Below are 24,670 nucleotides of genomic sequence, written 5' to 3' on the forward strand. Positions count from 1 at the left end.
AGACGTGTGTTTCCCTATATTGATACCAATGTTCTTATTTGACGAGTTCGATATCACCCATCGTCCAGCTCTTATCGAACATTCTCTCTGTTGGGCCATAGAAGCGGAAATACGTAAACCAACCTTCTCCTGGGTTCGTTTGTACCCAGTTGTTCTCATAACCTTTCACTGGCTTTGGACCGTAATAAACGTCAATCGAACCGTCAGAGTTAACTTTTAAATTCTTACGAGAAGAAATGTCTGGTGAGCCTGCATCGTTGATGATCATCAGACGATTGTGTTCATCGTAAACCGTCGTCGACCAGAAGTTTGACGCAGGGACATTCGCTGGTACATGCAGTTTGTAGGTATGTTCACCTGACAGCCAGTTACCATCACTATCTTGATACGTTACTAAGTAACGCTGACCAAAGCCTGGAATCGTACTCTTCATACCGCGAGAAACCGTGATCGCTTCGTAGAACCACGCCGCACGCTCATCAAGTTCATCGTAGTTTTCGCTTCGTTGATCAAGTGACACACTGATGGCATCTTTCCAATTCGTGCCTTTCCAGTACGGCTGTGTAAAACGCTTGGTGTAATCATTTGATTGCGCCATTGCTCGGCCAACTTTACTTGCTTCAAGCAGAATTTTCTTTTGCTCTTCTGTTGGGTTAAACGGCTTACCCTTCTCGATACCTAAGAACTTCAGCTGAGCCATAACAAAACGATCGCGTTCTTCCACTGGGTTTTCTTGGATGATTTGATGGATGGTCTTCCAGTATTCCAAGCCATCTTTTGGAATATGCGTCCAATCAATTTCCGGCACTTGAGCAACCGGGATTTTACGACCTAGTTTGCCATCGGCGTATGGTTGCGTTGTGATGTTTGGCACCACTTGTTTCACTACGCGATCAACATCCGGTTCAAGAATACGGATGCCACCATATACAACATTGGTCTTCGGTCTAATGACGTAATAGCCTTTTGGATTTAGATCTTTGTATTTTTCACCCGGTGGCACAATCAAGTATTTGCCACCTTTACCTTTATCTGGGCCCAATAAGCTCAAATCAGACAGTACGCGCTGATGGACATCAAGCATCATGCCCGCCATCTTAGCTTCAGGAAGGTTAATAATTAGCGGGCCTGTCTTTTCTAGGTTCCACGTACCGATAACATAAGGCGTTGTAAAGTTGGCGGTAATAATGCCTTGTTTTTGCTTAAGGGTATTGAAGAAGCCCATTTGACCTTCTTCAAATTTAAAATCATTACGGCTAACGTTCAGCCATTCCATAATACTTGAGGCAGGGATTCCCCAAAGATAAGCTTGGGTTGCACGCTGAAAATCCATTTCATTCAACATGTTTTTCATTGTTTCTTGTGTCGGAAAATCTGATTCAAATTTCAAATCACCCACGCGGCTTGGAACCACCGTTTCTTGTGCAAAGACAGAGGCAGACAGAAGCATACTCGTCACTGCTACTGCTAAAATGCGCTTTTTCATATGGAAGTAATCCTTATCTTATTAGATGGTGTTGCTCAAATTAGAACAAGTCTTTTCAAGTCTAGATTAATGTTGAACCGATTATTCTTTGTTCATATCTCAAACCCACCATCATCATAAGGTTCATAGATAAGGAGATAAATTGACCATTTATTATTGGTAATATACCAATTTTGGTATAAGTTAATTTATGCAAACACGGATACGCCTTACACCACAAGAACGTAATCGAATGAAAAATAAAGATAAAAACAAAAAGCCGTTACATAATTTAGATTTGAATCTGCTAAAGATTTTTAGAGTAGTATCGGAAGAGAAGAAAACAGTCGCGGCAGCCAAGAGGCTCAACATCACTCAACCAGCTGTCAGCCGGGCGATGGCACGTCTACGTGAGCATTTTAACGACCCACTATTTGTGCGAACGAGGTATGGATTAAAGCCTACGGACAAAGGACAACTTTTATCCGATAGCTTACCTAAAATAATGGATGATTTATCGAATCTCATTTTAGAGCTTGATGAATTTTCGCCAGAAAGCAGCTCCGCGAATATAAAAATCGCAATTAATGGATTTTTTGGCGTCTCTTTCCCTGCGAAATTACATTTAAAGTTATTAGATATCGCTCCTAATATCACAATAGAAACAGAAAGTTGGAGCTCAAATACCATTAGCAAACTGATTAATGGTGAGTTAGATTTGGGAATCAACTACCCTCTAAACAATGTCCCAAAAGAACTACAAACCAAGCACCTTGCCACCGATGAATTTCAGATATTAGCGAGAGATGCGCACCCTTTATCGAATCAAGCGATCGATTGTAATGACTTAAGTCTATACCCAATTGTCACTGCCATCGTCCCAGATTGGAATGAGAACAGAACGCTTATTGAGTGCTGGGCAGAGCGTGAAAACATTGAAACCGAAACCGCTTTTAGGTCCAGTTCCATTTTGTCTCTATTAGAAGTGATTTCGGAGACAGATGCTCTATTCCCCACATCTGCGTTTCTTTCAAGAAAGCATCTTTCCGGACTCAAAAGTTTGTCACTCTCTCCACAACTAAAAGCCTCCTTCAAAGGCGAGTCTCAAGATATTTACCTATACATGCACTATCGCCATCGCAATAGTCCTATTTATAAATGGCTGATTCCAATAATTGAAAGCACACTTTCATCCATTAACGATAATTAGTTGTTTTTTAAAGCCTTTCGATTCTTCTCAATGGTAACGTTTCATTTACCGGTGAGATATTAATATTTGATATATTCTGTATAACATCAACGAAGTTAATTGATCTTTGTTTTAGAGGTATATTGATTAAGCAATCAATATTAAAATAACAACAGACCATAACTTTAATGACTAATAAAAAACTGGATTTAAACTTAATCCAAACATTTTTAATTGCTGCAGAATATCAATCATACACCAAAGCGGCTGAGCACCTTGGCGTGACGCAACCAGCAGTAAGCGCTTCCATTAGGCGCTTGGAAGCACTAATTGAATACCCACTCTTCATCAAGGTAGGACGTTCAATTTCCCTGACGTCTAGAGGGCAGAACTTGCTCCCAAAACTAAGGCAAGCACTGTGTATGGTAGAGAATGCATTGTCCATTTCGCCTCAATTTAAGGTTTACTGCTCAGAGGTATTTTCGGGTAGTTTATCGTCTATTAACAACGTTTCTATTCACGAAGCTGTCGCGACAAAAAACCTGTTACTGGAACTGCTTCATCAGCAGAAAATTGCGTTAATCATTGATTCAATCAAGTCTGATGATTCTACACTGGTCAATGAGGTGATTCACGAAGAGCCAAATGTCGTCGTATGCCGCAAAACACATCCGAGAATTAATGGACAAATCAATACCAAGCAGTTTTTTCAAGAGAAACACTGCGTGCTGACTGATGAATGGGCTGTGAGCCAAACGACCAATCACAACCAATACCTAAATAACGTACAAGTCGAAACCGTAGCATCTTCTCTTTCTGGCGTCGTGTTAAACGTGATTGAGAGTGACAATATCGCGATAATCCCCCACTCTTTTGCAATGAAATGGAAGGAACAACTAGACTTACAAGTGATTGACTTGCCCATTGAGTCAAACCTTGTCACCTACCATTTCATTTATCACAAAAGAGAAAAAAACAACCTGCACCACAAGCGTATTCGAAACAACATCAAAGAAACGCTAAAACCATTTTACAAATCTTAGCTCTTTGCTTGTTCCCGATGCCAAGAACCATACAGTTGTATCGGTAAGCTAGGCGCGGTTATCTAGCGGCTTTACCTCGTGTACTGATAATAATTCTATAGACAGAACAAAAGCGATGGTGGCTAAATTCGTTTTTAAATAACAGATCTTTTTAAATGGCAAAGATATCACGATTAAACTTGATGATATTTTTTGTTTTTACAATCATAGCTTAGCAACTCGTATGTATTTCTAATATCCAAGTACTTTTCATAATGTAGATAGGCAATGATTCTAGCGTCTGTATTAAACATCAATACGTTTAATGCATTTATTGAATCATATAAATCTTTACCATCAACACCTGACTCTTTATAGCAGCTATTTATATAATTGAGTTCTTTGTAGAGTTCGCTAGCAATCAGCGGATTTTCTAACCTATCTTTTGCGAAATCATAACTTAATATACTTGTCGCGTATTGGATATAACGTAACATAAACTCTTTATCAGCTTCTGTTACTTCTAGGTGGTTAACGACTTTATCGACATCATCTCTGATATTATTTTTATTTAAGTCGATGCCTAATAAAGTGTCAGAAACATCTTTGAGTATACGAGGGTTATATACATACTCCTCTAGTTGGGCGCTCATCGCTGGTTTTTCTACTTCAGCATAGGAATGGTAAGCGTTACCAAAAAACAAAAATATCGACACGAAAATATGTTTACATTTCATTGGTTGAGACAACTAATTTATACATTACAGAAATAATATTCACAAAAATAAAAGCTTAGTAAAAACTAAGCTTTTAAATACCACATAATATTGAGCACATGAATATTAAAATTACAACAGCAAATAGTGGATTGCTCATTACTCTATAGTTAATACAACTCGACGGTTACAGCCTGACAGCTTATTCTCGTTCACCTTACATATAGGTGCAGACTCCCCAAAGGCCTTTTCCACAATTCTGTTGCCAAGCCCCAGATCTTTCTTTAAATACTTTGAGGCTGTACTTGCACGTCGAAGGGATAAACTTTTGTTGTAAGCCTGGCTTCCGACATCATCCGTGTGCCCTTCAACGAGAATACGTTTGTCTTCGTTAACCAGTTCTAAATACTTTGATATAGCTTGTTTATGTACGTTTGTTAGATAGTGCTCATTAGTATCATAGTGTAGAACTAACGACATTGAGTTCTTATCAAATGTGCAACTTTCCGTGGCGTTTGTAGCTTCAACCTTTTCAATTTTTTCATCTTGCACAATGGAAAGATCCTCATTAATTACTGATGCGAGTTTTCCATCCACCTGAGTAATTTTTGTATCAGAGCTTTTCAAAACTTTTGAAGTAACATAGTTTTCACTTTGGTTGATACAATTAGCGAGCGCGACATTTGAAGTAAAAATAATCGCAAATGGTATTAACTTTTTCATTTTAATCTTTTAATCGTCCTGTTTCTTCGTTAATCAGATTTAATATATATTTGTAAACGTCTTTACCATTTTTCGCATGATAAATGTTTTTCTCACCAACGCACTCACCGAAACCATCATCTTTTTGTACGTTGTAGTTAACACCTATTACGCCCATGGTGACCTTGGTTTTTTCACCCTCTAGCTTCGCATGTTCACTTTGAAACTTATTTTCTTTACTAGATATTCTTTTCTTAAGGCTTTCACACAAACCATGCTCACCCACTAATGACTTTAAGAATTTGTCATAAACCTGATAATAATAAGTTCGCCCATCATACTGGTCTACGTAATATTTAGTCACGACGTCATACTTATCTCTATAAGATCTATTTCTATTCAGTCCCATCGGGAATTGCACATCTGTATCTGCACCATCAGAAAGAATAATAAACACTTGCTCTGGGTTTCGATCTTCCTTTTTAACTTTATCCGCTTCTTTCGCCGCAGCAATTAAACCGAGCCATGATTGAGTACCACCACCTCTTGCTGGCATCACTTTGTTGGAGTTTAGAATATCAATAAATTCCTGATATTTATCAGTCAGAGGGATATCCTGCGACTTATTATAATCACTAGCATAGTGCGGCTTTTGCTCTACTACAGACTTATCAAACATCTTATCGACGATGCTTTCAAATGACGCTTCAGTGTGAGAAAACTCACTTGCATAATCGTATAACTTCACTCGACCAGCGCCTTTATCGAACTTTGCGTTGTAGGCGTTATAAGTTAAAAGCGCAACTCGACTTTTCTTATCCGGACCGGTTTTGAAGTTCTCCAACTCTTTAACGACTCTGGTAATCGTATCTTTTACGACCTGCATTTGAGTCTTGTTTCTTTCACCATACCATGGGTTACTCATCGATTGACTGGTATCCAATATGAAGTAGATATCAACGGGCTGAGGTAGGTATTTTCTCGTAATCGAGTCACCAGAGACCTTGAACTTGGGTTCTACACCAATTTCGTTGTGTGAGATCCACGAGTCATGCTCCGCAGTCGCGACAACGGTGAAGTCAGCAAATGGTGATAGCTCATTATTCCGTTGAACACAGCCATCTTTGTATTCACACTTTTTGGTGGATACGCTGATCTCGATATCGCTGATGTTGTCAGTAATGTATAAATCAACAATTCTCTGCGCATAGTCCTGGTCGTCTTTATTGTCTTTACCAGGGCTTGCGATCAAAGCAAGACTTGCTACTTCCGCCGCTTCTTCGATTTTTGAGTGCGCAAGTAAACGTTGTGTGTAACCGACAGAAAATGAGAACGTGATGATTAATATAGGGAGAAACGAAACAAATATGATTCCAGCCACTCCTTTCTGCTTAGTGAAGCCCTTCATATTAAATCCTTGCAAATGAGTATGAACTGGTCACAACCTTGATCGGCTCACCACGCATTACACCGATGATATTGAAAGGTGTTTTGTAGCATAGAGATACGTGATAAAGCGGAAGACGTCGGTTCTGTGTCGTCAGTGGTAATAGCTTCTTCGCTTCTGCCACCGTGATTTCCTTCAGATCTGGAAAATTACAATCTTCTGTTTTGCCTTTGAAGTTGGTAAACGTAACGAGCTTAGTGTCCTTTTCTTCTAACGAGAGCTCCGTGATTCTCATGCCTAATTCGCTGGCATCAAAATCTGGTAACGTACGTTTCAGCATGCCTTTCGCCATGTAAAACGCGTTATTTACTTGTGCCTCACAATGTCTACCGTTCTCACCACAAATATTAAGTTCGTTGGCGAACAACTGTCGACGCTCGCTTATGACGCTTACGATGGAATAAACCACTCTATCCAACTGCCCTTTCTTGTTTACTGCGATCGTGTAGTTGATATGCATGGCAATGATTGAACCAAAAAAGAGTAATACCAATGCGAGTTCAACGATAAAGGCTCCGGTTTGTTTCGACTTAGCCACCACAAGTGATCTCCTCACCTAATTTGAAAGTGCATCGTTCATATTCTTGAACTGCGACCATCTCTCGATTAATGCTCATGCTTGGCATAACAAAGTTAAACAAAGGGTGATAAGTGAAACTCAATTGATAGATGGCTATCGGCATATTGACTGAGTTCGCCACTGCATCGCCCTTTTTAACATTGGGGCAATCATCTAAGGCTTGGCCGCTACGGTTACATTGAACAAAATCAGACAAATTTTTAAAGTAATAGACCGATGCCGATACCGATGAATGGTCAACAACCTTCGACCATAAGGCACCACCGCTGGTTTCTAGTTTGGTTTTGACCACATCTTGATAGTCCACTTTTTCCGAGTTGCTAGAACTACCTTGTTTTTTACTACTCATCACAGCTGTCGTCAGCGCATGGTCGGTTACACCCATCGAATACGTAAGTACAGACAAGTCAAACCAGGTAAATAGCACCATGATCAAAACGGGTAAGCCCATCGCAACTTCGACCGTCAAACTTCCTTTTTGAAACTTGATCATAATTCAACGTACCTTTTCTTCGTGTAATCAACGACAAAAGCACCTTTGATATTCATGTTTTCAAGAAACTTCTTTGCATCATCTATATCGCTAAACTCACCAACGCAATAACGCTTCCATAAGCCGTGAGTGTAGGAATACACTTTGCCATAGTTGCCTTTCAGATAATTTAGGTAATCAGACGGAATGACTTTATAGGTTGCTAATACTTGAATTCGATAAATTGACGGCGCTTTAGGACGTAAGTTTTGCGGGTCTAATACTGAGCGCGCTACGTACTTTGGTTTCAAATCGACAGATTTCGTATCCATTTCCATATTTTTCTTTTCCTTTGACTTCGCGACCTGTTTGGGTGGAACTTTTGTATCTATTTTTTTATTCAGAGGTTTAACGCTCTTCATGAGCTTTTTCAGTTTGACTCGTGCGCCTTGCTCGCTACTGTCGTGTTTCAAAACCTCCAACGCCACATCCGGACGATTCGACCGAGTCGACGCCAAAAGGAGATTTGAACGTACCTTTTCATCATTTGGATTGGCAGCAAACAAGCCATAGAGCAACTCCATCGCGGGCTCTGGTCTGCCTTGCAACATCATCACTACTGCAATATTGTTGTTTGCCTCACGGTCTGATGCGCCATTCTTCTTACTGTCATTGAAGTGAGAAATTGCACCATCGTAGTCTTTTTTACGCGCAAGTATTTTGCCTTTTAGAAGGTAGTAATCACCCTCTGGACCGCCACTATCTAAATACTCTTCTAAGTAACGTTCACTCGCATCGTAATTGGATTTTAAATATTCAAGCTTAGCTAAGATATAAATAATATCTGGGTCTTTAAGATCCTTTTTCTCTAGAGTGTTTATGTATAACTCAGCGGATTTTTGGTCTTTATTATCCAAATATAAATTGATCAGTTTTATCTTATAACTCGGGACTTCGACTAAATTCGCTTTATAAAATTCAATAAGTTGTTCAGTTTGACCAGAGTTAGTCAGTAATTTTTCTTTTGTTACTAATTCTTGATTAATAGTTGAACAACCACTTAAAAAAAGTAACACCAAAAGAGAGAAATAGTTTTTTATATTCATTATCCTAGCATCCTCATTATCCCTGGCGCTGCGATTAGAACAACAATAGGAATCATGATAAAAGCGATCATTGGGATCGACATTTTTGCCCCCATCTTGCCGATTTTCTCTTCCAGTTCGAGCATGTTTATTTCTCGAATATCAGAAGCAAGAGAGGCTAACACTGCACCCACGGATGATCCGTACTTTAAGCTTTGAGTAAGCGTCATGACGAAGCTTTGTGCTTCCGTCGTTGGGACTAAGTCGTAAAACTCGGTGAGAGCTCGGTCTAACCCAACAATTTTGGCCCGTTCTGACGTTTTCTTAACGACATAAGCAAGGTTTTCATCGACCGTTTTTAGCTCGTTCGACAAGTAATCCAAGCTCGCTTCTAACGTCATCCCCGTGTGTACACAAACGTTCATCAAATCCAGTAAGAAAGGCAGCCGACTACTTACATGTCGCACGTTTGCATTCCCTCGCGATGAGATATACATATCCGGCGCGATCAAACAAACAAGCATAGAAAGCGAGAATGAAATAAACGCGGAGGAAAACTCCATCTCTCCTTGAATGTAGGAGTAGCCAATAAACGCCAAACAAAAAACCAAGGGTATAATTTTCAACAGATAATAGGCTTGAGCAATAAACTCGCTATGAATACCTGCTCTAACTAGATTATTTTTTGTTTCTTCTTTATTAAAAGATAATCGAGAAAGATGTAACAATAATTTGTCAACAAAAGGCGTTTTTTCTTGAGTTGAATCAATAATCTTTTTTGTTGAAATATTTGCTTTGGTTTTATCAAACACCTTTAACGAGTAATACGCGGCAGATAACGAGATAATTAAACCGAGCGCTAAGAAGATTAACTTAATATCAACCATTACCTAACTCCTCTTAATATCATGTAGATAAAGAAGAACCCAATAGCTTCACTAACCAAGACGTAATAAAAGATGGGCTTTCCCCCTTCTTCAAACATTACGAAGTTATAGTTTTCCGGGCTGGTCACTTTCAAAATCATGATAAAGATAACTGGCAACGCCGCGATAATTTTTGCTGATGCACGCGCTTCCGACGTCAACGCATTTTTCTTTTTCTCGATTGCCCTCGCTTCAAACATGATTCGGTTGATGCGGTTAATCACGTCTTTTAGCTGCCCACCTCGACTCAAGTTGATTCGAATTGTTGCGGCAAAGAAAAAGTACTCAACGTAAGGAAACGAAGCTGCACTTCGTGCCAATACATCGTCTGGGTCTTCACCAATCAGAAGTCGTTCTGACATCTTTTTGAACTCTTCGCCAACTTCATTATCAAGCTGAGTTCCTACGTATTCGAAGGCATGAACAATACTTTGTCCCGAAGAGAGCGCACCCGACAGGATGTTTAGTGCATCTGGAAAGTTGTCCTTGAATCGCTGCGCTTGGATACCACTTAATTTGAGGATAAACATCACAAATAATATTGGTTCTAACGCCAGCAGCACTTTCCAGTACTCAAACATAAAAAACCAGTCATTAACGCAGTAAACCGCTATCGAAGACGCAGCGAAAAAGCCGATCAGTTTTAGTCCTGCATTTGGGCTCAGCAGCTTTTTCAGCTGCTTAAATTTGTCCTTTACTTTCTTTTTATAGCTAACATCAAAACTCTCCGAGTCGATAACCGCTCGGGAGCCAGTAACGCCCTCGAATGTATTGGACTGTTCAATGATAGACGTGATTTCTTTTTGTCTTTTCACATGACCAATAAACAGGAATAACGCGACAGCAACCCATAGTGAAATGACGATCAGCATCATGAGAATAACTCCTGAAGTGCCCCATCTAAGCCGAAGAACTTAGCTCTCTCATAAATCACAGAACGCTTAGAAAGACCTGGCGTTCGGAACTCACCTGAGATTTTTCCTTCATCACCTACGCCATTGTTCTCAAAGCGGAAAATATCTTCCATCACTACGCTGTCCCCTTCGAGGCCAACAATCTCACTGATGAACAATATTTTACGACTACCATCATGCAGTCTTCGTACTTGGACGATCAGATCGACCGCACTTACAATAGTGCGACGAATCGCCTCAAGCGGTAGGCTTGCTGTAGCCATCATTACCATACTCTCGACACGCGCAATTGCATCACGAGGGGTGTTCGCGTGCAGTGTTGACATAGATCCATCGTGACCGGTGTTCATCGCTTGAAGCATTTCAAATGCCTCACCGCCACGACACTCACCGACGATGATTCTGTCTGGTCGCATACGAAGGGCGTTAATCACCAAATCTCGGGCGGTAATTTCACCAGTACCTTCGACGCTTGCTTGGCGCGTTTCCAAACGCACAATGTGAGGCTGCTGCAACTGAAGTTCGGCAGCATCTTCAATGGTGACAATACGTTCACCACTGCCGATAAAGCCTGACAAAGCGTTCAGTAGTGTCGTCTTACCAGAACCAGTACCACCTGAAATAAGAATGTTGCACTTGCAGTGGCTCGCAATGGAAAGTAGCTTCGCCATTTCAACGGACAGCGCGCCAAACTGAACCAAGTTTTCCAACTTGATTTTTTGCTCTTTAAACTTACGAATTGAGATTGAAGTACCATCAATCGCAAGAGGTGGTATTACGATGTTTACACGACTACCATCTTCTAAACGCGCATCACAGAGCGGTTTCGATTCATCAATTCGACGCCCTACATTGGATGCAATGCGTTTGGCGATAGTATTGAGCTGCTTTTCATTGACGAACTGGATTGGCGACTTCTCTACCTTGCCGTTGATTTCGATGAAAATATCTGACGGGCCATTGATCATAATGTCCGAGATATCATCGTTATCAACCAACGCTTGAAGCGGCCCTAAACCTTTAAGTTCATCCAGTAGTGCTTTGACGAGATCTAAACGCTTCAAACTGCTGATTTGCAGTTGCTTTTTCTCGATAAGAATATTGACGGAATCTTTTAGTTGGCTTTCAAGCTCTAATGGCTCGACATCGACTAAAGAAGCGGCATCAAGCGCGTCAAAGATTTCGTCTCTTATGTCAATATAAACTTCTTTTAGGTGATTCATTTCTTAAACCACGCGAACTTTTTCTGAACTTTGACTTTTTTACCAGTCAGCGAATTCACCATATTTGCAATAGCTGGGGTGAACTTAATTTTCGCCGTATTGTGAATGCCCTGTTGGATGATCAACTTTTCCAAATTGGCTTCATAAACGAAATCAATGGTGTCTTTCGCTTTAATTTTTTCTTTGGCGCCTTGGAGAGGCATCATGTAATCCTTCTGCGATCGAGTCATAGAAAAAATGATTCGATGCTCGGCCTTTCCTAATTTTTTCTTTATCGAGTGATAAGCGCGCAACGAGGCAACAGAAGGCTCACAAACAACAAAAATGCGGTTGTATCTTTCATTAATGTCTTCTGAAGTCAGTTCGTTTATCGCATTTAAAGGCAATGAATCTATGATGAAGTTGTACTGATCCACCAACTCATTAGAAATTCTAAATAGAGAGTCTGCATGGTCACTTATGCATGCAATGTTCTTTTCAAGGGCAAGGAAATCAAGCTTGTCTTTGATTGGGTGTACATAGCTCCCAGCAATTGCAGCATCGAGCTCAGATTGGTTTAAATCGATGCTATTTTGTTGCGCCTTTAGCCCTTTTAAACCCAAGAAAATATCCGAATTTAATGCCAGCGTATCGTGTTCAACAAGCAACGTTTTCAAGCTCGCTTGCTGGCTCAAGCTATGGGATAAAAAAGCACTGATGGTTGACACGCCAACACCGCCTTTACTACCAAGCATCAAGACTCTTTTCGCGATTCGCGACTTTTTCTTCACCGTTGGCGAAAATGTGTCTTTACCAGACTCTTTTAATGCCCCCAACAAGCCATCAAGTTCCGGATCCCAAAGAATGTAGTTCGCACCTAACGACAGCACTTTGTCACGCATCAAGATTGAGTCCGTGTTGCTCAACACAATCAGAGAGATGCTCACATCTAATCTTGAAGATATTTCCGCCACTTCCGAAACAAGCTCGCCACAATCTCGCAAATCAAGAACGACATGCTTTATTTCTGCGCTTGTTTTGTGCCAACTCTCATCATCGATATCATCTACTTTAAGAGGTGATGCGAAACCTTCGATCGCATAGAGCTCATCGATCGCTTGCAGAAAAGCCATATCATCTGAAACAACCAGATCAATGGTGTTATTCTTTTTGTCTTTACTCGATGAAGTCGTTTTGAATAGGTTATCTAAATCCATTTTTTACTCCACGACAGGATTCGTCATACTCAAACGTCTGTTGTATTCCAAGCTGCATCCAAATGGATGATTTTTAAGAGTATTGAATGAAACAGCACCACAGGTTTGTTCTTGAATCTTGTGATACTTCGCGACGATTTTTACACCTTTGCCCTCACTGTTTGCGTTCAGTGTGTATCGCAGTTTATTTACGCCTTTGGCTTTGATTTCTTTTACAAAACCATCAACAAATTGACTCTCTTCGGTGTCGTAATTGATTGCAAACGTAGACTTTGGGTATTGGCTATTGATTTGATTAACAAAGTTAACCGACTTATCCATTGCCACGTCTTTGTTGGTGACTCGAAACTCAAAGGTTTCCACAATGGTGTCTACCGTCGTTTTATTTGGGGTTACCGATACCGAGCAACCGGTCAGTAAAACGGAAACGACCAATAATAGGTTTGCCTTCATTAGTTAAAGCCTCCCGCCTTTATCGTATTTTCCAACTCTTCGTCATCAACTTTCGAAAGATCGAGCTTCAGCAAGCGCTCAAGGTCACTCGTTCGCTCGAACTTCGGCAGCTTGATGTCGGTTTCTTTGACAGGGTCGACAAGATTAACTGTCGCGACGATGATCAACTCCGTCTTTCTTCTTTCGGTATTGGTCTTACTGAATAACGCACCAAGAATTGGGATGTCGCCTAGATAAGGAATTTTTGCCAATGACTCCTGCTCTTCCGACGTTAAAAGACCAGCTAACACGAAGCTTTGGCCGTCTTTCAGTTGAACCGTTGTCTGAGCTTTTCGAGTTCGTAGCGAAGGGACGCTAACTAGACCGGAGTTCACACCATTGGTTTTATCAATCGAGCTCACTTCTGGTAGCAGTGACAGGCGGATGTTTTCTGAATCTGTCACCTTAGCAACCATAGACAGCTTTACCCCGTATTCTTTATAAGTTACGGAAATACCATCGTTGTCTCGGACGGTGATTGGGATTTCACCACCGACAAGAAAGCTCGCCGATTCACCAGAAATTACCGACAAGTTTGGCTCAGCCAGCACTTGGCCGATACTGTCGTTGCCACTCGCTGAAATAACCGCGACGATATCTTCTGCCGTAAAGTCCAGAATTTTGTTGACGAACTGACCAGCACCGCCAATCGACTTACCATTCGTCTCTGCGTATGACACGCCGAGTTCTGTTAAGAATGAGCTCGAAACCTCTGCAACCGTCAACTTCACATTGATTTGATCGGTAGTGAGCACTTTTAGGTTGTTGATGATATCTTCGAAAACGTAAGTAGCTGTATAGTCAAGCGGATCAACGGATTCTCCATTTGCGCCAGAAAGCTCAAAAGTATTTCTTTGCTTACTCTTTTTCAGCATCTCGCCAACATGGCGGTAAACTTTGTCTTTGATCTCTTCGCTGCTAACAACACCATCAATGACTATTTGCTCACCAATATTGGTCAGCTTAATGTCTTCATCTGGATATCTCGCAATAATGGTTTGCTTTAAAAGTCTTAGACTCTTGTTGACTACCACTTCTGCGTTATAAATTTCGTTTCCGGCTCGGTCATAAGCAATGATCGACGTTGCACCACGACCGATACCGTAAATCACGAGCTTCCCATTTGCGATTACCTTGTAGTCCGCAATTTGAGTGTCTGCGACAAATACGGTGTCGATGTTGCGTTTTACGTTAATGGTTTTTGCTGCGCCTTTATCTAAGCTCAATAGCTCCCCTGCGGAGACTGAAGCTGGGAGTAATAGCGCCACTCCTAATGTGACTAATAGTATATTTTTATTGAACACCCTTAATTCCCTCTCAGCTGTCGAACGCCAAATCGATGCTCAATTAAATCGCTACTTTTCACAGATAAGTATTTATGAACCATCTTTGCAGGAACCAACGTTATAGCTCCGATCTTTTGTGCCATTTCAAGCTTAAGTACTTGTTTAACGGTCAACGCGATGATCAAGCCATAGTCTTCGTTTGACGAATCATCTTCAGACACATTCATCGCCTGTAAAACTAATGCACCATCAATAATGACGTTGCTTGTTAAGCTATCGATATCGGAATAACCGCTTTCTAATAAATTCGATTGAGATGAGGTTGTAGCGACAAAGCTGACGCGGTCGCCAGGTTGTATTGGTAACGCCTCAACAATGCTACTGCCTTGAGAAAGGTAGTAATAAGGTACCTGATCTTTTTTAAGCGAAAGATACATGTAATCTTTTTCGCCGGGGTTAGAAACCAAGTTTGACGTTAGTTGAGTTCCTTCGGTGACATCTTTTGCCCATAGAGCGCCAGATTCAATCTTGATACTCGTATAAGGGGTATAAGAATGCTGTTTTGCTTCTGACTCTGAAAACTCACGAATATCAATTGCATCAATATTGACGGGATCAGCTTTGTTCACAGTTCGATTAACAAATGCGACTTGTACAAACACTTCATTTTCCACGACGGCCACAGGCTCTGGCTGGTCAAAGAAATCACTGACGTAAAAAAAGGCCAAAAACATAGTGATGGCAACAAATACAAAAATTAATGCTCTACTCATAGAATAAAAACCTTAAAAGAGAGGGTTTCCCCTCTCTCTAAATTTATAACGGGTTAACTTATCCTTGTTTACCGTCGGCAGTACCGCCTTTACTACCACTGCCACCGGCTGAATTAGCACTATCCATCGACGTAGAGATCTTACCCATTGCATCATTTAACGTTGTTTTCAAAGTGCCATCTTTGAATACAAATAGAATAATTGAAGACATTGCTACAGCGATGATTGCGTATTCCACAGCAGTGACACCACGTTTGTCAGACTTAAATTTGTTGCGGATATTACGAAGTTTAGAATTGATATTTAAAAGCATGTTTACCTCTATTTCCCTTGAATTAATCACTCATTTCGTGAACGAAGAAAATTTACATCAACAGAAACAATCACACCAATTAAGCTTTTTTATTTACATATAAGATGTTGTTATAAAAGTAATGAAATCCATTACATAATTTTTTATTATCCAAAATGATTTGAATTTATAAGTAACACATTTAAAATAGTAAAATGAATTATATAAATTTTGCTTTATGGCTAACTTGCCTGGTTAATGTCTTACTCATATTCTATGGTGACATTCGCTATAGAATTGTGAAACATCGATTTCTTCTTATTATCTTCATTACTTCACTACTTAGCTTGTTCTTTACTCCAGAACCACTAACTCAGATCGCAGTGAGTACCTCTGTTTTTATTTGTTTCTTTATACTTTGGTTGATAAATATTGTAGGCGGTGGAGATGTAAAACTCATTGGCGCACTTTTCTTAGGAGTGAACGATGAATATATGTTAGCGGCAATAGTAGCGATAGGATTACTGGGTGGGATTCAAATATTGGTTATGTGGTTAATGTCTGTTTATCGAAAAAAAACACCTTTTGAGAATGGTATCCCTTACACAATACCAATTGGTACAAGTGGGCTCTTTTTCTTCTACATGTCATTAATTTAATCATTATTAAAACAAACGCCATGTCTATTTATTCAATAGCCATGGCGTTTCTCTACATCACTTCACAACTGGTTAGCAAGCGACCCGTAGGTGGTCTACCAACCACGCCTTTAGAAGTAAGTCGGAATGTTTCGGTAATCAAACTTCTCAAACGTTCTTGGTCAATTTTCTTCGCAGCAGAATCATTACACCATACGTACATCTCGATATACTTGGATAGCGGATATTGGCTACACTTGTAATCACCTAATGTCCAACTTGGACAGATAACAAAAGTATTTGCCGCTTGCAGTTCATTGATCATCAATCGAGAGGAAGAAGTGGTAAGCCAATGTTTTACCTTAGAAATATCCACCCCAGAAGAATCAAGCAATACTTCAGCATCTCGCCTAGTCAAAGTATTACAAAAGACGATTCGCTCAGGGTAGCACTCCTCAGGTTTGACGGCACAGTCGCAAGCTAAAATGTATTGCTCTCTATTTAGGGGGAAAACGCGACCTTCCACGGATGTGGTGTCACCAATAGCGAAGACTAAATCGTGGTTATCTTTATCAACACAGTTCATGTCGCTATAACTTGTAATAGCCAACTCGACGTCATTATACACTCTAAAAGAGCTAATTACCTTCGCGACCAATTCAGGGGCAAATGAATCAGATATCGCAATAGAGTACCGATCAAACATATCTACTTGAGCCAATTCGTCAAATAATTGGTCATATAAAGACATTGTTCTGTCTGTATAACTAAGCAATATTTGGCCATGTTTAGTCAGATTGAATCCATCTTTTCGATCGAAGACTTCAGCCCCTATAGTACATTCAAGTTTTTTAATATGTTGTGAAACGGCTGGTTGGGTTAAATATAGACTTTCTGCTGCCGCAGTAAAACTTCTATGCCTTGCAACATGTGAAAAAGTGCGCAAGTACTTTACATCGATGGTACGTTTATTAGCTTTCATTTAAATAACACCAAGACCCAATAATTTTCCGATAGTTATAATTTTTATAAATCCATAAAGCTACAGATGAAGCCAGTTAATAAATAGCTCCCCTCTATAACTCAGTGTCTTATTTTACGTCTAAGCATTAAACAGTTGTATAAGAAACCAATTGCTTACTCATTGAGTTTGCCACTGATCCGACAAGATAAAAAACATTGTAAATATCTGTTTTGACTATTATTTTATGTTGCGAAATAATTAATTAAAAAAAGATAACTTTATAATATTGTGTCTTAATCACCCTCTTTATAAGGTCTAAATCCCCCTTTAATTTTAAGTAATTACTTAATAATATTCATATTGTTTTATTTCATAACAAACAGTATACATTATATGAACGACAATATTATTAATAGAAATTAAGTAATTATAAGAATACGTATATATAAGTATAAGTTACCGTTATTAAAAATCAATTCAAGACTAACTCATTTATACTCGAACGAAAATAGCAAACGTTTGCCATTTTCGTTCGAACTATAATATGGATTTAAAACGAATGTAAATACGACTATTCAATTAATAATGTTGTATAGATCATGATTCTGGCCATGAGATATGCTTATCATTCAGCTTTAACTTGGTTTCTTTTACGATATTCAAGCGGAGAACAATCATTTTCTCGTTTGAATATCTGCCTGAAAAACTGTGTATCAACATAACCAGATCGACTTGCAACTTCATCAATTGACAACTTTGTTGACCTCAACAGTTCTTTTGCAAAAGATAAACGCCCTAACTGAATAAACTTTAGCGGACTGATGGATGTCGCCTCTTTAAATCGGCGTTTTAACTGCCGTTCTGATAAGCAAGCTTCATTCGCTAAATCACTGATAGAGACGATGTCTAGATCCGTGGTGAGAATCCATTTTTGGATTTTTAGAATCAGCTCATCTCTGTGTTGCATGTAACGGAAAACATCACAGTATGAATGAGAGTTTCCACTGCTCTCTATTGTACTTAAAAACTGGTTACCAAGGTTTCGAGTGTGCTTTCCAAAATACTCTTCTACTATTTCCAGCATCACACTTGAGTGAGAGTAAGGTCCAGACGAAAGATAGACGTTTCCGTCAATGAGTGCTTTCTGCTCAGTCATGAGCATTATCTCAGGGAACAGTTCGCCAAAGAGGTGGGCGAAGTAAGAATGCATTACAGCTTTGTTTTGCTGCAAAAGACCGGCTTTCGCGACGACAAAAATACCAGTGTCAATTGCAACTATTTTGCTGCCTTTTAGATGTAACTCTCTGATCCAATCGAACAATGCAGGATCGATATTATCTAACGATTCTAAAGGATCGCCAATTGAGCCAATGATTAATATGTTTGTAAAATCAAATGATTGCCATTGTGCGGTGGGTTGAACGCTGATCCCCCCTCGACCAATTAACGGCCGATTGTTTGGCGTAACGACGTGTGTCATGAAACCTTGGAACTCTGCAAATTCAGCTGCTGTTTCCAAGATCTCTAATGAGCTTATTATTGATGCAAAATACCTCCCTGTCGGAGCAAGCGCTACGACACGGAGGTTTTTCTTATTGGTTTCCTTCAATCTTCATTCATCCTGCGAATATAAGACGATGAATTATAATACCTTTCTACCAAATATCATTTTTTATTACGAATCTATACAAATTATTAACCTTTGTTCTTAGGCTAATCAGCATCATACATAGAGTGACCCACAGCCCCATAGAGCCGCCTTCTTCACTCTTGCCAGGATCATTTTCCACAACGACTTCTTGCTTAACGACCATAACAACGCTCTTAGTAATAATTGCACCATCGTTGTCGTTTACCGCCACTTCAAACGTCAGCTTTTCACTTTTCTCACTCACTTTTGGTAACGTCACTTCTACACTTGCCGTGTCCGTGGTGGCAAACTGAGCTTTAGTCCCAGAAACTTGACGCCATTTGAATGAGTGATCCGTTGAATCAACGTCTTTTAAGCCAAGTACAGATAGTGTAACTTTTTCGTTTGATAGGCCTTCTTTACGGCTCGCTTCAACAGTGAAGATCGGCTCATCATTAACCGATTCAACTGTAATTACAGCCATAGCTGTATTAGATTCACGTCCGTTTTCTTTCATAATAGAAAACTCAAACTGGTCATTACCAAAGTAGTTTTCCTTGCTTTGGTAGGTATTCCCGTCAATCTTGCCGTGCATCGGCGGCTTCTTAATGACGATGGTGTCCCCTTTCTCAAGTCCTTGTTGCTGACGTAAGTTAAGTTCCAGTGGCGTATCTTCTAGCGCTTTGTATTGAAGACTATTAGCGGTGATTACGGGAGAATTGATCGTTATGACCACCTCACCTTCTGCTGTCGTCCCAAAATCGTCAGACACTTGATACTTCATTACTGCTCGTTGTTCTGGAATGTCTGAAACAGGAACAGAATAGTGGATTTTTTGTCCTGAGATTTCAGCGCTACCAATCGAAGGCTTTGATGTGATCTTATCTAGCTTCAATGTGCTATTCGCATCCGATGAGTGGTCATTCGCCAGTACATCAATCGTAATACTTTCACCGCTTAATACGGTGACGGAATCCGTTTCAACCGTAATACTAGGTTTCGCTTGAGGTTTTTCTAACAAAGCAGCAAAAGGATAGTTACGGCCACGCCCTTCGCTTAATCCGCTCGTCTTGTACGAACTGGCATTTCCATAGAACTGCTTCTTTTTCTCTCCGTTAGACAAATAAGCGTCCAAGAATGAATAGCTGTATTCTGGCTTAGCGTTTTCTAGCTCAATGACCAACAACTGCTCACCTTCATCGATATCAAATGGCGATGCAAACATAACTCGACCACCAAACGTAGGAATCACCCCCGATGACACTTCAACTTGAGTGTCAACGTTAATAGACGCATTCCCCCAACGGTTTGTAGTCAGGTCATATTTAAACATGCGATAACGCATCTCGGAGTTTGGTAGGATTGGCTTAGCAAATAAGTAGAAACCAACCAAAGATTGGTAACCATCGTTATTTTCTAACCCAAACCCTATCGTATTGTTGCGGCTGTCTTCATACACGTACGTTCTTGAAAGTGACGTTATCCAAGCCGATTTATTCGTCGATGAAGGAATAGACGCTCGTAACGTGCCGCTTTGATCTGTACTGGCGATATCATTAATCGAGATATTGGTTTCCCGGCCACCGGTGATGAGTTTTAAAGAAGGAGTTGTATCGTCCGAAATAGTTACCACATTGCTTGAGCCCGGGAACACATCACCTTGATCTGACCAACCACGAGTTTGTAGTTCATCCAGACCGTCCGCTTGGAATACTTGAACTTGCATTGGCCCTGTGTCATTGAAACGGTTGTCGATACTTACGGCCGTGATCAAAAGACCTTCACCTGACAACGCACGGTCGTATTCCGTTTTTCTTCTGTTTTCGAAGTAAGCTCTTGGACCTTGCTGTTTCAAATACGGATCGAGATACACCACACCCTCGCCTTGACGGGTCTCGATTGTGCTAGAACCAGACGCTTCAATCACTTTCGGCTTGATGAAACCAGCAGCTTCCTTACTCCATGCCAACATATTGACCGGCGTTTCCCCTGCATACGTATCACCTTGTTTACTTGCCCAGCTTCCGCCACCCATTAATCCCCATTGGCCAACAGAGCCGGAATGTTTGTAGGAGTACAAATCAGGTAGACCAAGCATCAAGTGTCCAAGTTCATGGGCAATCACGCCCATCGTAGATTGATGGTCACCTTGGAAGTCTGCAAACAAGCAGTAATCTCGGATGGTCTTTCCATCGATCTCAATCGCATTATGACTATAACGATGAGGCCAAATGTACGGCGTATTTACCGAACCGGCAGATTTGTCATATCCCGCAAATACAAACATCACAGACAATTCGTCAGGTGTGATTTTGTCGTCGTTATTCAAATCGTAAGTAGACAAATCCACATAACGGTCTAACTTGTCGTAAGCAGCTTTAAAAGCCTCATTTAGCTTACTGTCACAAGTCGCATCATTTTTTGAGTGGCAGTTCGGGTGAGCGATATCCAACGTAAGGTCGATGACACCATCGTTCGCTGTACCTTCCGTTTCTTTCGCAGGCTCTACAATGTAACGTCCGTAGCTATTCTTACTGAAGTAGTCTTTTACACTTTGCTGATTATCACCAAAAATCACATTGGTGAAGTCATTCACAAAGTCTTGGTTGTTAAAGCTCACCTGAACAACGAGCAAAGGTTGGTGCGTGGGCTCATTTGTTGCGTTTAGTGCTCGAATGGGAGTTTGCTCAAGATATGGCTCATTCATTGGATAAACGTGCTCAGAAGGCAATAAAGAAGACGTCGGGGTGACGCGCTCTTTTAACAACTCTCTCACTGCTTGTGGCATTTCTAATTTGGCTTCAACCCCAAGAGAAGTGACGACAAAACGCCCATCAACAATTTCATGATTACCATAAAACCACCCTGTCTCTTCATCGTGGACATAAATAATGCCTTCTCTATCTTGATACCAGAAAGATTCTTGATCGCCATAAAGTTTTAATTCTTTCTTTGAACCATCATTTAACTGAAATTGATGCCAAGTTGGCGCAGGCAGCGTATTGGCATGAGCAAAGGAAACCATCAAAGTGCTGATGATTGGAAAATATATTTTTTTCATATACCCGTCGACTAAAATAAAAACCAAGCGTTATGTATATCAAAATCAATTTTTCCTTCCCAATTAACATTTCTACTGAATTTATAAATAATAGTTATTTGTTCAATATCACATAAAAATAGGCGTGTTGAGCATAATACATTTTTATCTAGCCATTAAATTCTATTATTTAACTATGCATCAGTAAAAATATATATTTGACGCCCATTTCAAATACAATACTAATTCTATGAAAAATATTAAAACTGCATGTCTTCTATTATCCATGCTTGGTGTTTTAACTGGATGTGGTGGTGATGATTCTTCCGGTGGAGTCAAGACTGTTCCCGTCGCTGGCGTAGATTCTGGCGGCAAAAACGATGACAACGCCGACGTAGATTCAACTGTAGATGACGATTCAGATACAGATACAGATGATGACAGTACCGTCGATGATGATTCCACGAAAGATGACGATACCAGTGACGATGACACCGTGGTAGATGACGAAACTGAGCTTTTCCCACACAAAGGAAAATGTACTGTTGAAGATTTTACGGTTGACCGAGTCAATATCGAATCAAGAGTCGCAAACAGTGACTACGAGTGCATGAGAACGTGGTTTTCTCCATCGTTAGAGCAAGCAGACGTCGTCTTCAGTACCATGAGCGTGAGTCGAATTACTGGCGGATTAAAAAAGGCAATTGAAGCTTATAAAGGAACAAAAGAGCAAGCTCAGCAAATATACTATTTAGGTGAGTTCATTAAGGCAGCTTACAAAAACCGACACGATACCTTTGCCAAAAATTTACAACCTTTCCCATCCGAATTAAGCGTAGATATTGCCAATACTATTCAACAATTTTTGCGCTCACCACACGCTCTAACTGAAGGTCGCGAACAGCAAGAAGCGCTCGCATCCATGTTGATTGTTGTTGATAGTATTCGTCAACTCGCCGTCGCCGCACCCGATGTTTTCGCTATTCTCGATAGCTTTTCAGCAGATAAAAGCGACAGCTATTACTACCGTAAAGCCATCAACAATATCTTTGTCGCTATGGCTGGGCACTCACAAACCAAAGCGTTTTACGATGTGATTGAATCTGACTCAAGTTATATCCATCGTTTGAGTGGTTTTATTATCAACAACGAATGGGCGATAGGCACGGATTCTGAACAACTACTTGGCAATGCCGCGCGAGAGCTCGCTAGGCTGGTAAAAACTGAAGATGCAGAGACAAAAAAAGTCGTTGTCGACACTTTAGATTCTTTGTTAAAGCGCTACCCGCTAGGCGGTAAGTCAGACAGAATTTGGGTTGGCATCGCCGAAATGGTTGACGCTTATGCATCAGATTATCTTGAGCAGCTAGGGCTAAGTAACTCAAAATCCGTATTAAAACAGCGAATAATGACATTCAGTTATGATTGTCGCGGACCCGCGCGAATTCTTGCTCAAGAGATGACAGAAGCTCAAGCAATTACAAGCTGCGAAACATTAAACCTCAAAGAAGATGACTTCCACCAAACTGTTAACACCGGATATCAGCCTGTCGCTGATGATCATAGCGATAGTGTCGATGTTATTGTTTTTAAAACCAAAAGTGACTACTCAACCTACTCGAGCTTCCTTTTTGATAACACAACCAACAACGGCGGACAGTTCCTTGAGCGAGACCCATCAAAACAAGGAAATGTACCTCGATTCGTCGCTTATCAAAACGGATGGGACGACGACTTTTCGATTCTAAACTTAGAGCACGAATATGTGCATTATTTAGATGGTCGATTCAACCAATACGGTGACTTCCACGACACAATGCGCGAAGGCAATATCGTGTGGTGGTTGGAAGGTTTTGCTGAATACATGTACTACAAAGAGGGCTACAATGCTGCTCTAGTACTTGGCAAAGAAAAGACACACACATTGGCAGACGTGTTCAGTACGAACTACAGCGACGGTTTAAACCGTGTGTACCGCTGGGGCTACTTAGCTGTGCGCTTCATGATAGAGAAGCATCCTGAAGACGTTACTGAACTGTTAGGTTACTCGCGTACCGGCCAATACAAAGAGTGGGTAAAACTGCTTGAACGATTAGGGCCTGCTTACAATACCGAGTTTCATTCGTGGCTGGATGAGGTGACGAAAGACATTGACGATTCGGATATTTCTCAGCCAAAACCGAAAGAGAAGCCTAAGAAAATCGAACTCAATACCAGCATCCAAGTAAGTGGTAAAAAGTTCTCTGAAACGCTCTTCTTTGTCGATGTTTCAGAAAGTTATAATCAACTGGAAGTGTCTATCTCCGGCACTGGTGATGCCGATCTATACGCTTGTTACGACAAAGTATGCCACTACTTCGAGTACGAATGGTCGAACTACACCCATGGTAGTAACGAAACGATTTCAATCCCAAAAAATGAAGACGGGTCGATCAAAATGGGACAATACTATTTCAGCATCAGTGGTCGTGAAGAATTCGACGTAGAACTGTCTGTTGTTGCGAAATAAATTTCTATCATCGTTCATTAGGCACCTGTTTTCTCGATGGTGCTTAATGAACATTAAATATTATTTATAGAGGTATTATAATTCTTAATTTCCTGACGTAATAACTTTA

Annotated in this window: 22 protein-coding genes; 4 read left to right on the forward strand and 18 right to left on the reverse strand. The window is 40.5% G+C overall.

Going from position 1 to position 24,670, the window contains the following annotated elements; genetic code table 11:
* Window positions 1–34: 34 nt before the first annotated feature.
* Entirely contained in the window at window positions 35–1,486 is a 1,452-nt protein-coding gene (locus tag NL646_RS02480; protein ID WP_031829864.1) for a DUF1254 domain-containing protein, read from the reverse strand.
* A gap of 190 nt (window positions 1,487–1,676) precedes the next feature.
* Here NL646_RS02480 and NL646_RS02485 point away from each other — a divergent pair, with 190 nt between their 5' ends.
* Both NL646_RS02485 and NL646_RS02490 read left to right on the forward strand, forming a co-directional pair.
* Window positions 1,677–2,675 carry a LysR family transcriptional regulator gene (locus NL646_RS02485; protein WP_367618096.1) on the forward strand — a complete coding sequence of 333 codons (999 nt, stop codon included), beginning with the start codon at window positions 1,677–1,679 and terminating at the stop codon, window positions 2,673–2,675.
* Between the two features lie 167 nt (window positions 2,676–2,842).
* On the forward strand, window positions 2,843–3,697 hold the full coding sequence (locus tag NL646_RS02490; protein ID WP_253663801.1) for a LysR family transcriptional regulator: 855 nt from the start codon (window positions 2,843–2,845) through the stop codon (window positions 3,695–3,697).
* 173 nt (window positions 3,698–3,870) lie between these two features.
* On the opposite strand, the gene NL646_RS02495 is transcribed toward NL646_RS02490, so the two are convergent.
* From NL646_RS02495 to NL646_RS02560, 14 genes are all read right to left on the reverse strand, one after another.
* On the reverse strand, window positions 3,871–4,329 hold the full coding sequence (locus tag NL646_RS02495) for a hypothetical protein (protein WP_015313138.1): 459 nt from the start codon (window positions 4,327–4,329) through the stop codon (window positions 3,871–3,873).
* 222 nt (window positions 4,330–4,551) lie between these two features.
* A complete protein-coding gene (locus NL646_RS02500) occupies window positions 4,552–5,115 on the reverse strand; it encodes an OmpA family protein (protein WP_005459729.1) in 564 nt (187 codons plus the stop codon).
* 1 nt (window position 5,116) lies between these two features.
* On the reverse strand, window positions 5,117–6,502 hold the full coding sequence (locus NL646_RS02505) for a VWA domain-containing protein (RefSeq protein ID WP_005454199.1): 1,386 nt from the start codon (window positions 6,500–6,502) through the stop codon (window positions 5,117–5,119).
* Between the two features lies 1 nt (window position 6,503).
* Window positions 6,504–7,082, reverse strand: coding sequence for a tight adherence pilus pseudopilin TadF (gene tadF / locus NL646_RS02510; protein WP_005498630.1), 579 nt, complete (start codon window positions 7,080–7,082; stop codon window positions 6,504–6,506).
* On the reverse strand, window positions 7,072–7,614 hold the full coding sequence (locus tag NL646_RS02515; RefSeq protein ID WP_005481299.1) for a TadE family protein: 543 nt from the start codon (window positions 7,612–7,614) through the stop codon (window positions 7,072–7,074). The genes tadF and NL646_RS02515 overlap by 11 nt, the downstream gene beginning before the upstream one ends.
* Window positions 7,611–8,699 carry a lipopolysaccharide assembly protein LapB gene (locus NL646_RS02520; protein WP_253663802.1) on the reverse strand — a complete coding sequence of 363 codons (1,089 nt, stop codon included), beginning with the start codon at window positions 8,697–8,699 and terminating at the stop codon, window positions 7,611–7,613. The genes NL646_RS02515 and NL646_RS02520 overlap by 4 nt, the downstream gene beginning before the upstream one ends.
* The gene (locus tag NL646_RS02525) at window positions 8,699–9,565 is read right to left on the reverse strand and encodes a type II secretion system F family protein (protein ID WP_193291072.1); all 867 of its coding nucleotides are present in this window, start codon (window positions 9,563–9,565) and stop codon (window positions 8,699–8,701) included. Before NL646_RS02525 ends, NL646_RS02520 begins: the two co-directional genes overlap by 1 nt.
* Window positions 9,565–10,479, reverse strand: coding sequence for a type II secretion system F family protein (locus tag NL646_RS02530; RefSeq protein WP_015313136.1), 915 nt, complete (start codon window positions 10,477–10,479; stop codon window positions 9,565–9,567). Before NL646_RS02530 ends, NL646_RS02525 begins: the two co-directional genes overlap by 1 nt.
* Entirely contained in the window at window positions 10,476–11,741 is a 1,266-nt protein-coding gene (locus NL646_RS02535; protein WP_005454188.1) for a CpaF family protein, read from the reverse strand. The genes NL646_RS02530 and NL646_RS02535 overlap by 4 nt, the downstream gene beginning before the upstream one ends.
* Window positions 11,738–12,937 carry an AAA family ATPase gene (locus tag NL646_RS02540; RefSeq protein ID WP_005454059.1) on the reverse strand — a complete coding sequence of 400 codons (1,200 nt, stop codon included), beginning with the start codon at window positions 12,935–12,937 and terminating at the stop codon, window positions 11,738–11,740. The genes NL646_RS02535 and NL646_RS02540 overlap by 4 nt, the downstream gene beginning before the upstream one ends.
* A 3-nt stretch (window positions 12,938–12,940) precedes the next feature.
* Complete coding sequence (locus NL646_RS02545; RefSeq protein WP_005498619.1) at window positions 12,941–13,390, reverse strand: hypothetical protein; 450 nt, start codon at window positions 13,388–13,390, stop codon at window positions 12,941–12,943.
* The gene (locus NL646_RS02550) at window positions 13,390–14,733 is read right to left on the reverse strand and encodes a type II and III secretion system protein family protein (RefSeq protein WP_005454128.1); all 1,344 of its coding nucleotides are present in this window, start codon (window positions 14,731–14,733) and stop codon (window positions 13,390–13,392) included. Before NL646_RS02550 ends, NL646_RS02545 begins: the two co-directional genes overlap by 1 nt.
* A gap of 2 nt (window positions 14,734–14,735) precedes the next feature.
* Window positions 14,736–15,488 (reverse strand): hypothetical protein, encoded by a 753-nt coding sequence (locus tag NL646_RS02555; protein WP_005481305.1) that lies wholly within the window; start codon window positions 15,486–15,488, stop codon window positions 14,736–14,738.
* A 58-nt stretch (window positions 15,489–15,546) separates the two neighbouring features.
* The gene (locus NL646_RS02560) at window positions 15,547–15,801 is read right to left on the reverse strand and encodes a Flp family type IVb pilin (RefSeq protein ID WP_005481274.1); all 255 of its coding nucleotides are present in this window, start codon (window positions 15,799–15,801) and stop codon (window positions 15,547–15,549) included.
* Between the two features lie 194 nt (window positions 15,802–15,995).
* Here NL646_RS02560 and NL646_RS02565 point away from each other — a divergent pair, with 194 nt between their 5' ends.
* Window positions 15,996–16,439 carry a prepilin peptidase gene (locus tag NL646_RS02565; RefSeq protein WP_025498934.1) on the forward strand — a complete coding sequence of 148 codons (444 nt, stop codon included), beginning with the start codon at window positions 15,996–15,998 and terminating at the stop codon, window positions 16,437–16,439.
* Window positions 16,440–16,491: 52 nt separating this feature from the next.
* Here NL646_RS02565 and NL646_RS02570 read toward each other — a convergent pair whose 3' ends face one another.
* From NL646_RS02570 to NL646_RS02580, 3 genes are all read right to left on the reverse strand, one after another.
* Window positions 16,492–17,400 (reverse strand): LysR family transcriptional regulator, encoded by a 909-nt coding sequence (locus NL646_RS02570; protein WP_005454057.1) that lies wholly within the window; start codon window positions 17,398–17,400, stop codon window positions 16,492–16,494.
* A 607-nt stretch (window positions 17,401–18,007) separates the two neighbouring features.
* Window positions 18,008–18,991 carry a GlxA family transcriptional regulator gene (locus NL646_RS02575; RefSeq protein ID WP_005454316.1) on the reverse strand — a complete coding sequence of 328 codons (984 nt, stop codon included), beginning with the start codon at window positions 18,989–18,991 and terminating at the stop codon, window positions 18,008–18,010.
* A gap of 46 nt (window positions 18,992–19,037) precedes the next feature.
* Window positions 19,038–22,073 (reverse strand): M6 family metalloprotease domain-containing protein, encoded by a 3,036-nt coding sequence (locus tag NL646_RS02580; RefSeq protein WP_253663803.1) that lies wholly within the window; start codon window positions 22,071–22,073, stop codon window positions 19,038–19,040.
* A gap of 265 nt (window positions 22,074–22,338) precedes the next feature.
* Here NL646_RS02580 and NL646_RS02585 point away from each other — a divergent pair, with 265 nt between their 5' ends.
* Window positions 22,339–24,561 (forward strand): M9 family metallopeptidase, encoded by a 2,223-nt coding sequence (locus NL646_RS02585; protein WP_253663933.1) that lies wholly within the window; start codon window positions 22,339–22,341, stop codon window positions 24,559–24,561.
* Window positions 24,562–24,670 lie beyond the last annotated feature (109 nt).

This window comes from Vibrio sp. Y20_XG_PY13, from assembly GCF_024181925.1.
Classification (GTDB): Bacteria; Pseudomonadota; Gammaproteobacteria; order Enterobacterales; family Vibrionaceae; genus Vibrio; species Vibrio parahaemolyticus.

What these genes read in the sequence shown, in the direction of transcription:
- NL646_RS02570 (WP_005454057.1), bottom strand. Translation starts at nt 17,400, where the DNA reads ATGAAAGCTAATAAACGTACCATCGATGTAAAGTACTTGCGCACTTTT.
- NL646_RS02545 (WP_005498619.1), bottom strand. Translation starts at nt 13,390, where the DNA reads ATGAAGGCAAACCTATTATTGGTCGTTTCCGTTTTACTGACCGGTTGC.
- NL646_RS02565 (WP_025498934.1), top strand. Translation starts at nt 15,996, where the DNA reads ATGAATTATATAAATTTTGCTTTATGGCTAACTTGCCTGGTTAATGTC.
- NL646_RS02535 (WP_005454188.1), bottom strand. Translation starts at nt 11,741, where the DNA reads ATGAATCACCTAAAAGAAGTTTATATTGACATAAGAGACGAAATCTTT.
- NL646_RS02525 (WP_193291072.1), bottom strand. Translation starts at nt 9,565, where the DNA reads ATGGTTGATATTAAGTTAATCTTCTTAGCGCTCGGTTTAATTATCTCG.
- NL646_RS02520 (WP_253663802.1), bottom strand. Translation starts at nt 8,699, where the DNA reads ATGAATATAAAAAACTATTTCTCTCTTTTGGTGTTACTTTTTTTAAGT.
- NL646_RS02585 (WP_253663933.1), top strand. Translation starts at nt 22,339, where the DNA reads ATGCTTGGTGTTTTAACTGGATGTGGTGGTGATGATTCTTCCGGTGGA.
- NL646_RS02500 (WP_005459729.1), bottom strand. Translation starts at nt 5,115, where the DNA reads ATGAAAAAGTTAATACCATTTGCGATTATTTTTACTTCAAATGTCGCG.
- NL646_RS02530 (WP_015313136.1), bottom strand. Translation starts at nt 10,479, where the DNA reads ATGATGCTGATCGTCATTTCACTATGGGTTGCTGTCGCGTTATTCCTG.
- NL646_RS02480 (WP_031829864.1), bottom strand. Translation starts at nt 1,486, where the DNA reads ATGAAAAAGCGCATTTTAGCAGTAGCAGTGACGAGTATGCTTCTGTCT.
- NL646_RS02515 (WP_005481299.1), bottom strand. Translation starts at nt 7,614, where the DNA reads ATGATCAAGTTTCAAAAAGGAAGTTTGACGGTCGAAGTTGCGATGGGC.
- NL646_RS02490 (WP_253663801.1), top strand. Translation starts at nt 2,843, where the DNA reads ATGACTAATAAAAAACTGGATTTAAACTTAATCCAAACATTTTTAATT.
- NL646_RS02495 (WP_015313138.1), bottom strand. Translation starts at nt 4,329, where the DNA reads ATGAGCGCCCAACTAGAGGAGTATGTATATAACCCTCGTATACTCAAA.
- NL646_RS02560 (WP_005481274.1), bottom strand. Translation starts at nt 15,801, where the DNA reads ATGCTTTTAAATATCAATTCTAAACTTCGTAATATCCGCAACAAATTT.
- NL646_RS02555 (WP_005481305.1), bottom strand. Translation starts at nt 15,488, where the DNA reads ATGAGTAGAGCATTAATTTTTGTATTTGTTGCCATCACTATGTTTTTG.
- NL646_RS02485 (WP_367618096.1), top strand. Translation starts at nt 1,677, where the DNA reads ATGCAAACACGGATACGCCTTACACCACAAGAACGTAATCGAATGAAA.
- NL646_RS02505 (WP_005454199.1), bottom strand. Translation starts at nt 6,502, where the DNA reads ATGAAGGGCTTCACTAAGCAGAAAGGAGTGGCTGGAATCATATTTGTT.
- NL646_RS02540 (WP_005454059.1), bottom strand. Translation starts at nt 12,937, where the DNA reads ATGGATTTAGATAACCTATTCAAAACGACTTCATCGAGTAAAGACAAA.
- NL646_RS02580 (WP_253663803.1), bottom strand. Translation starts at nt 22,073, where the DNA reads ATGAAAAAAATATATTTTCCAATCATCAGCACTTTGATGGTTTCCTTT.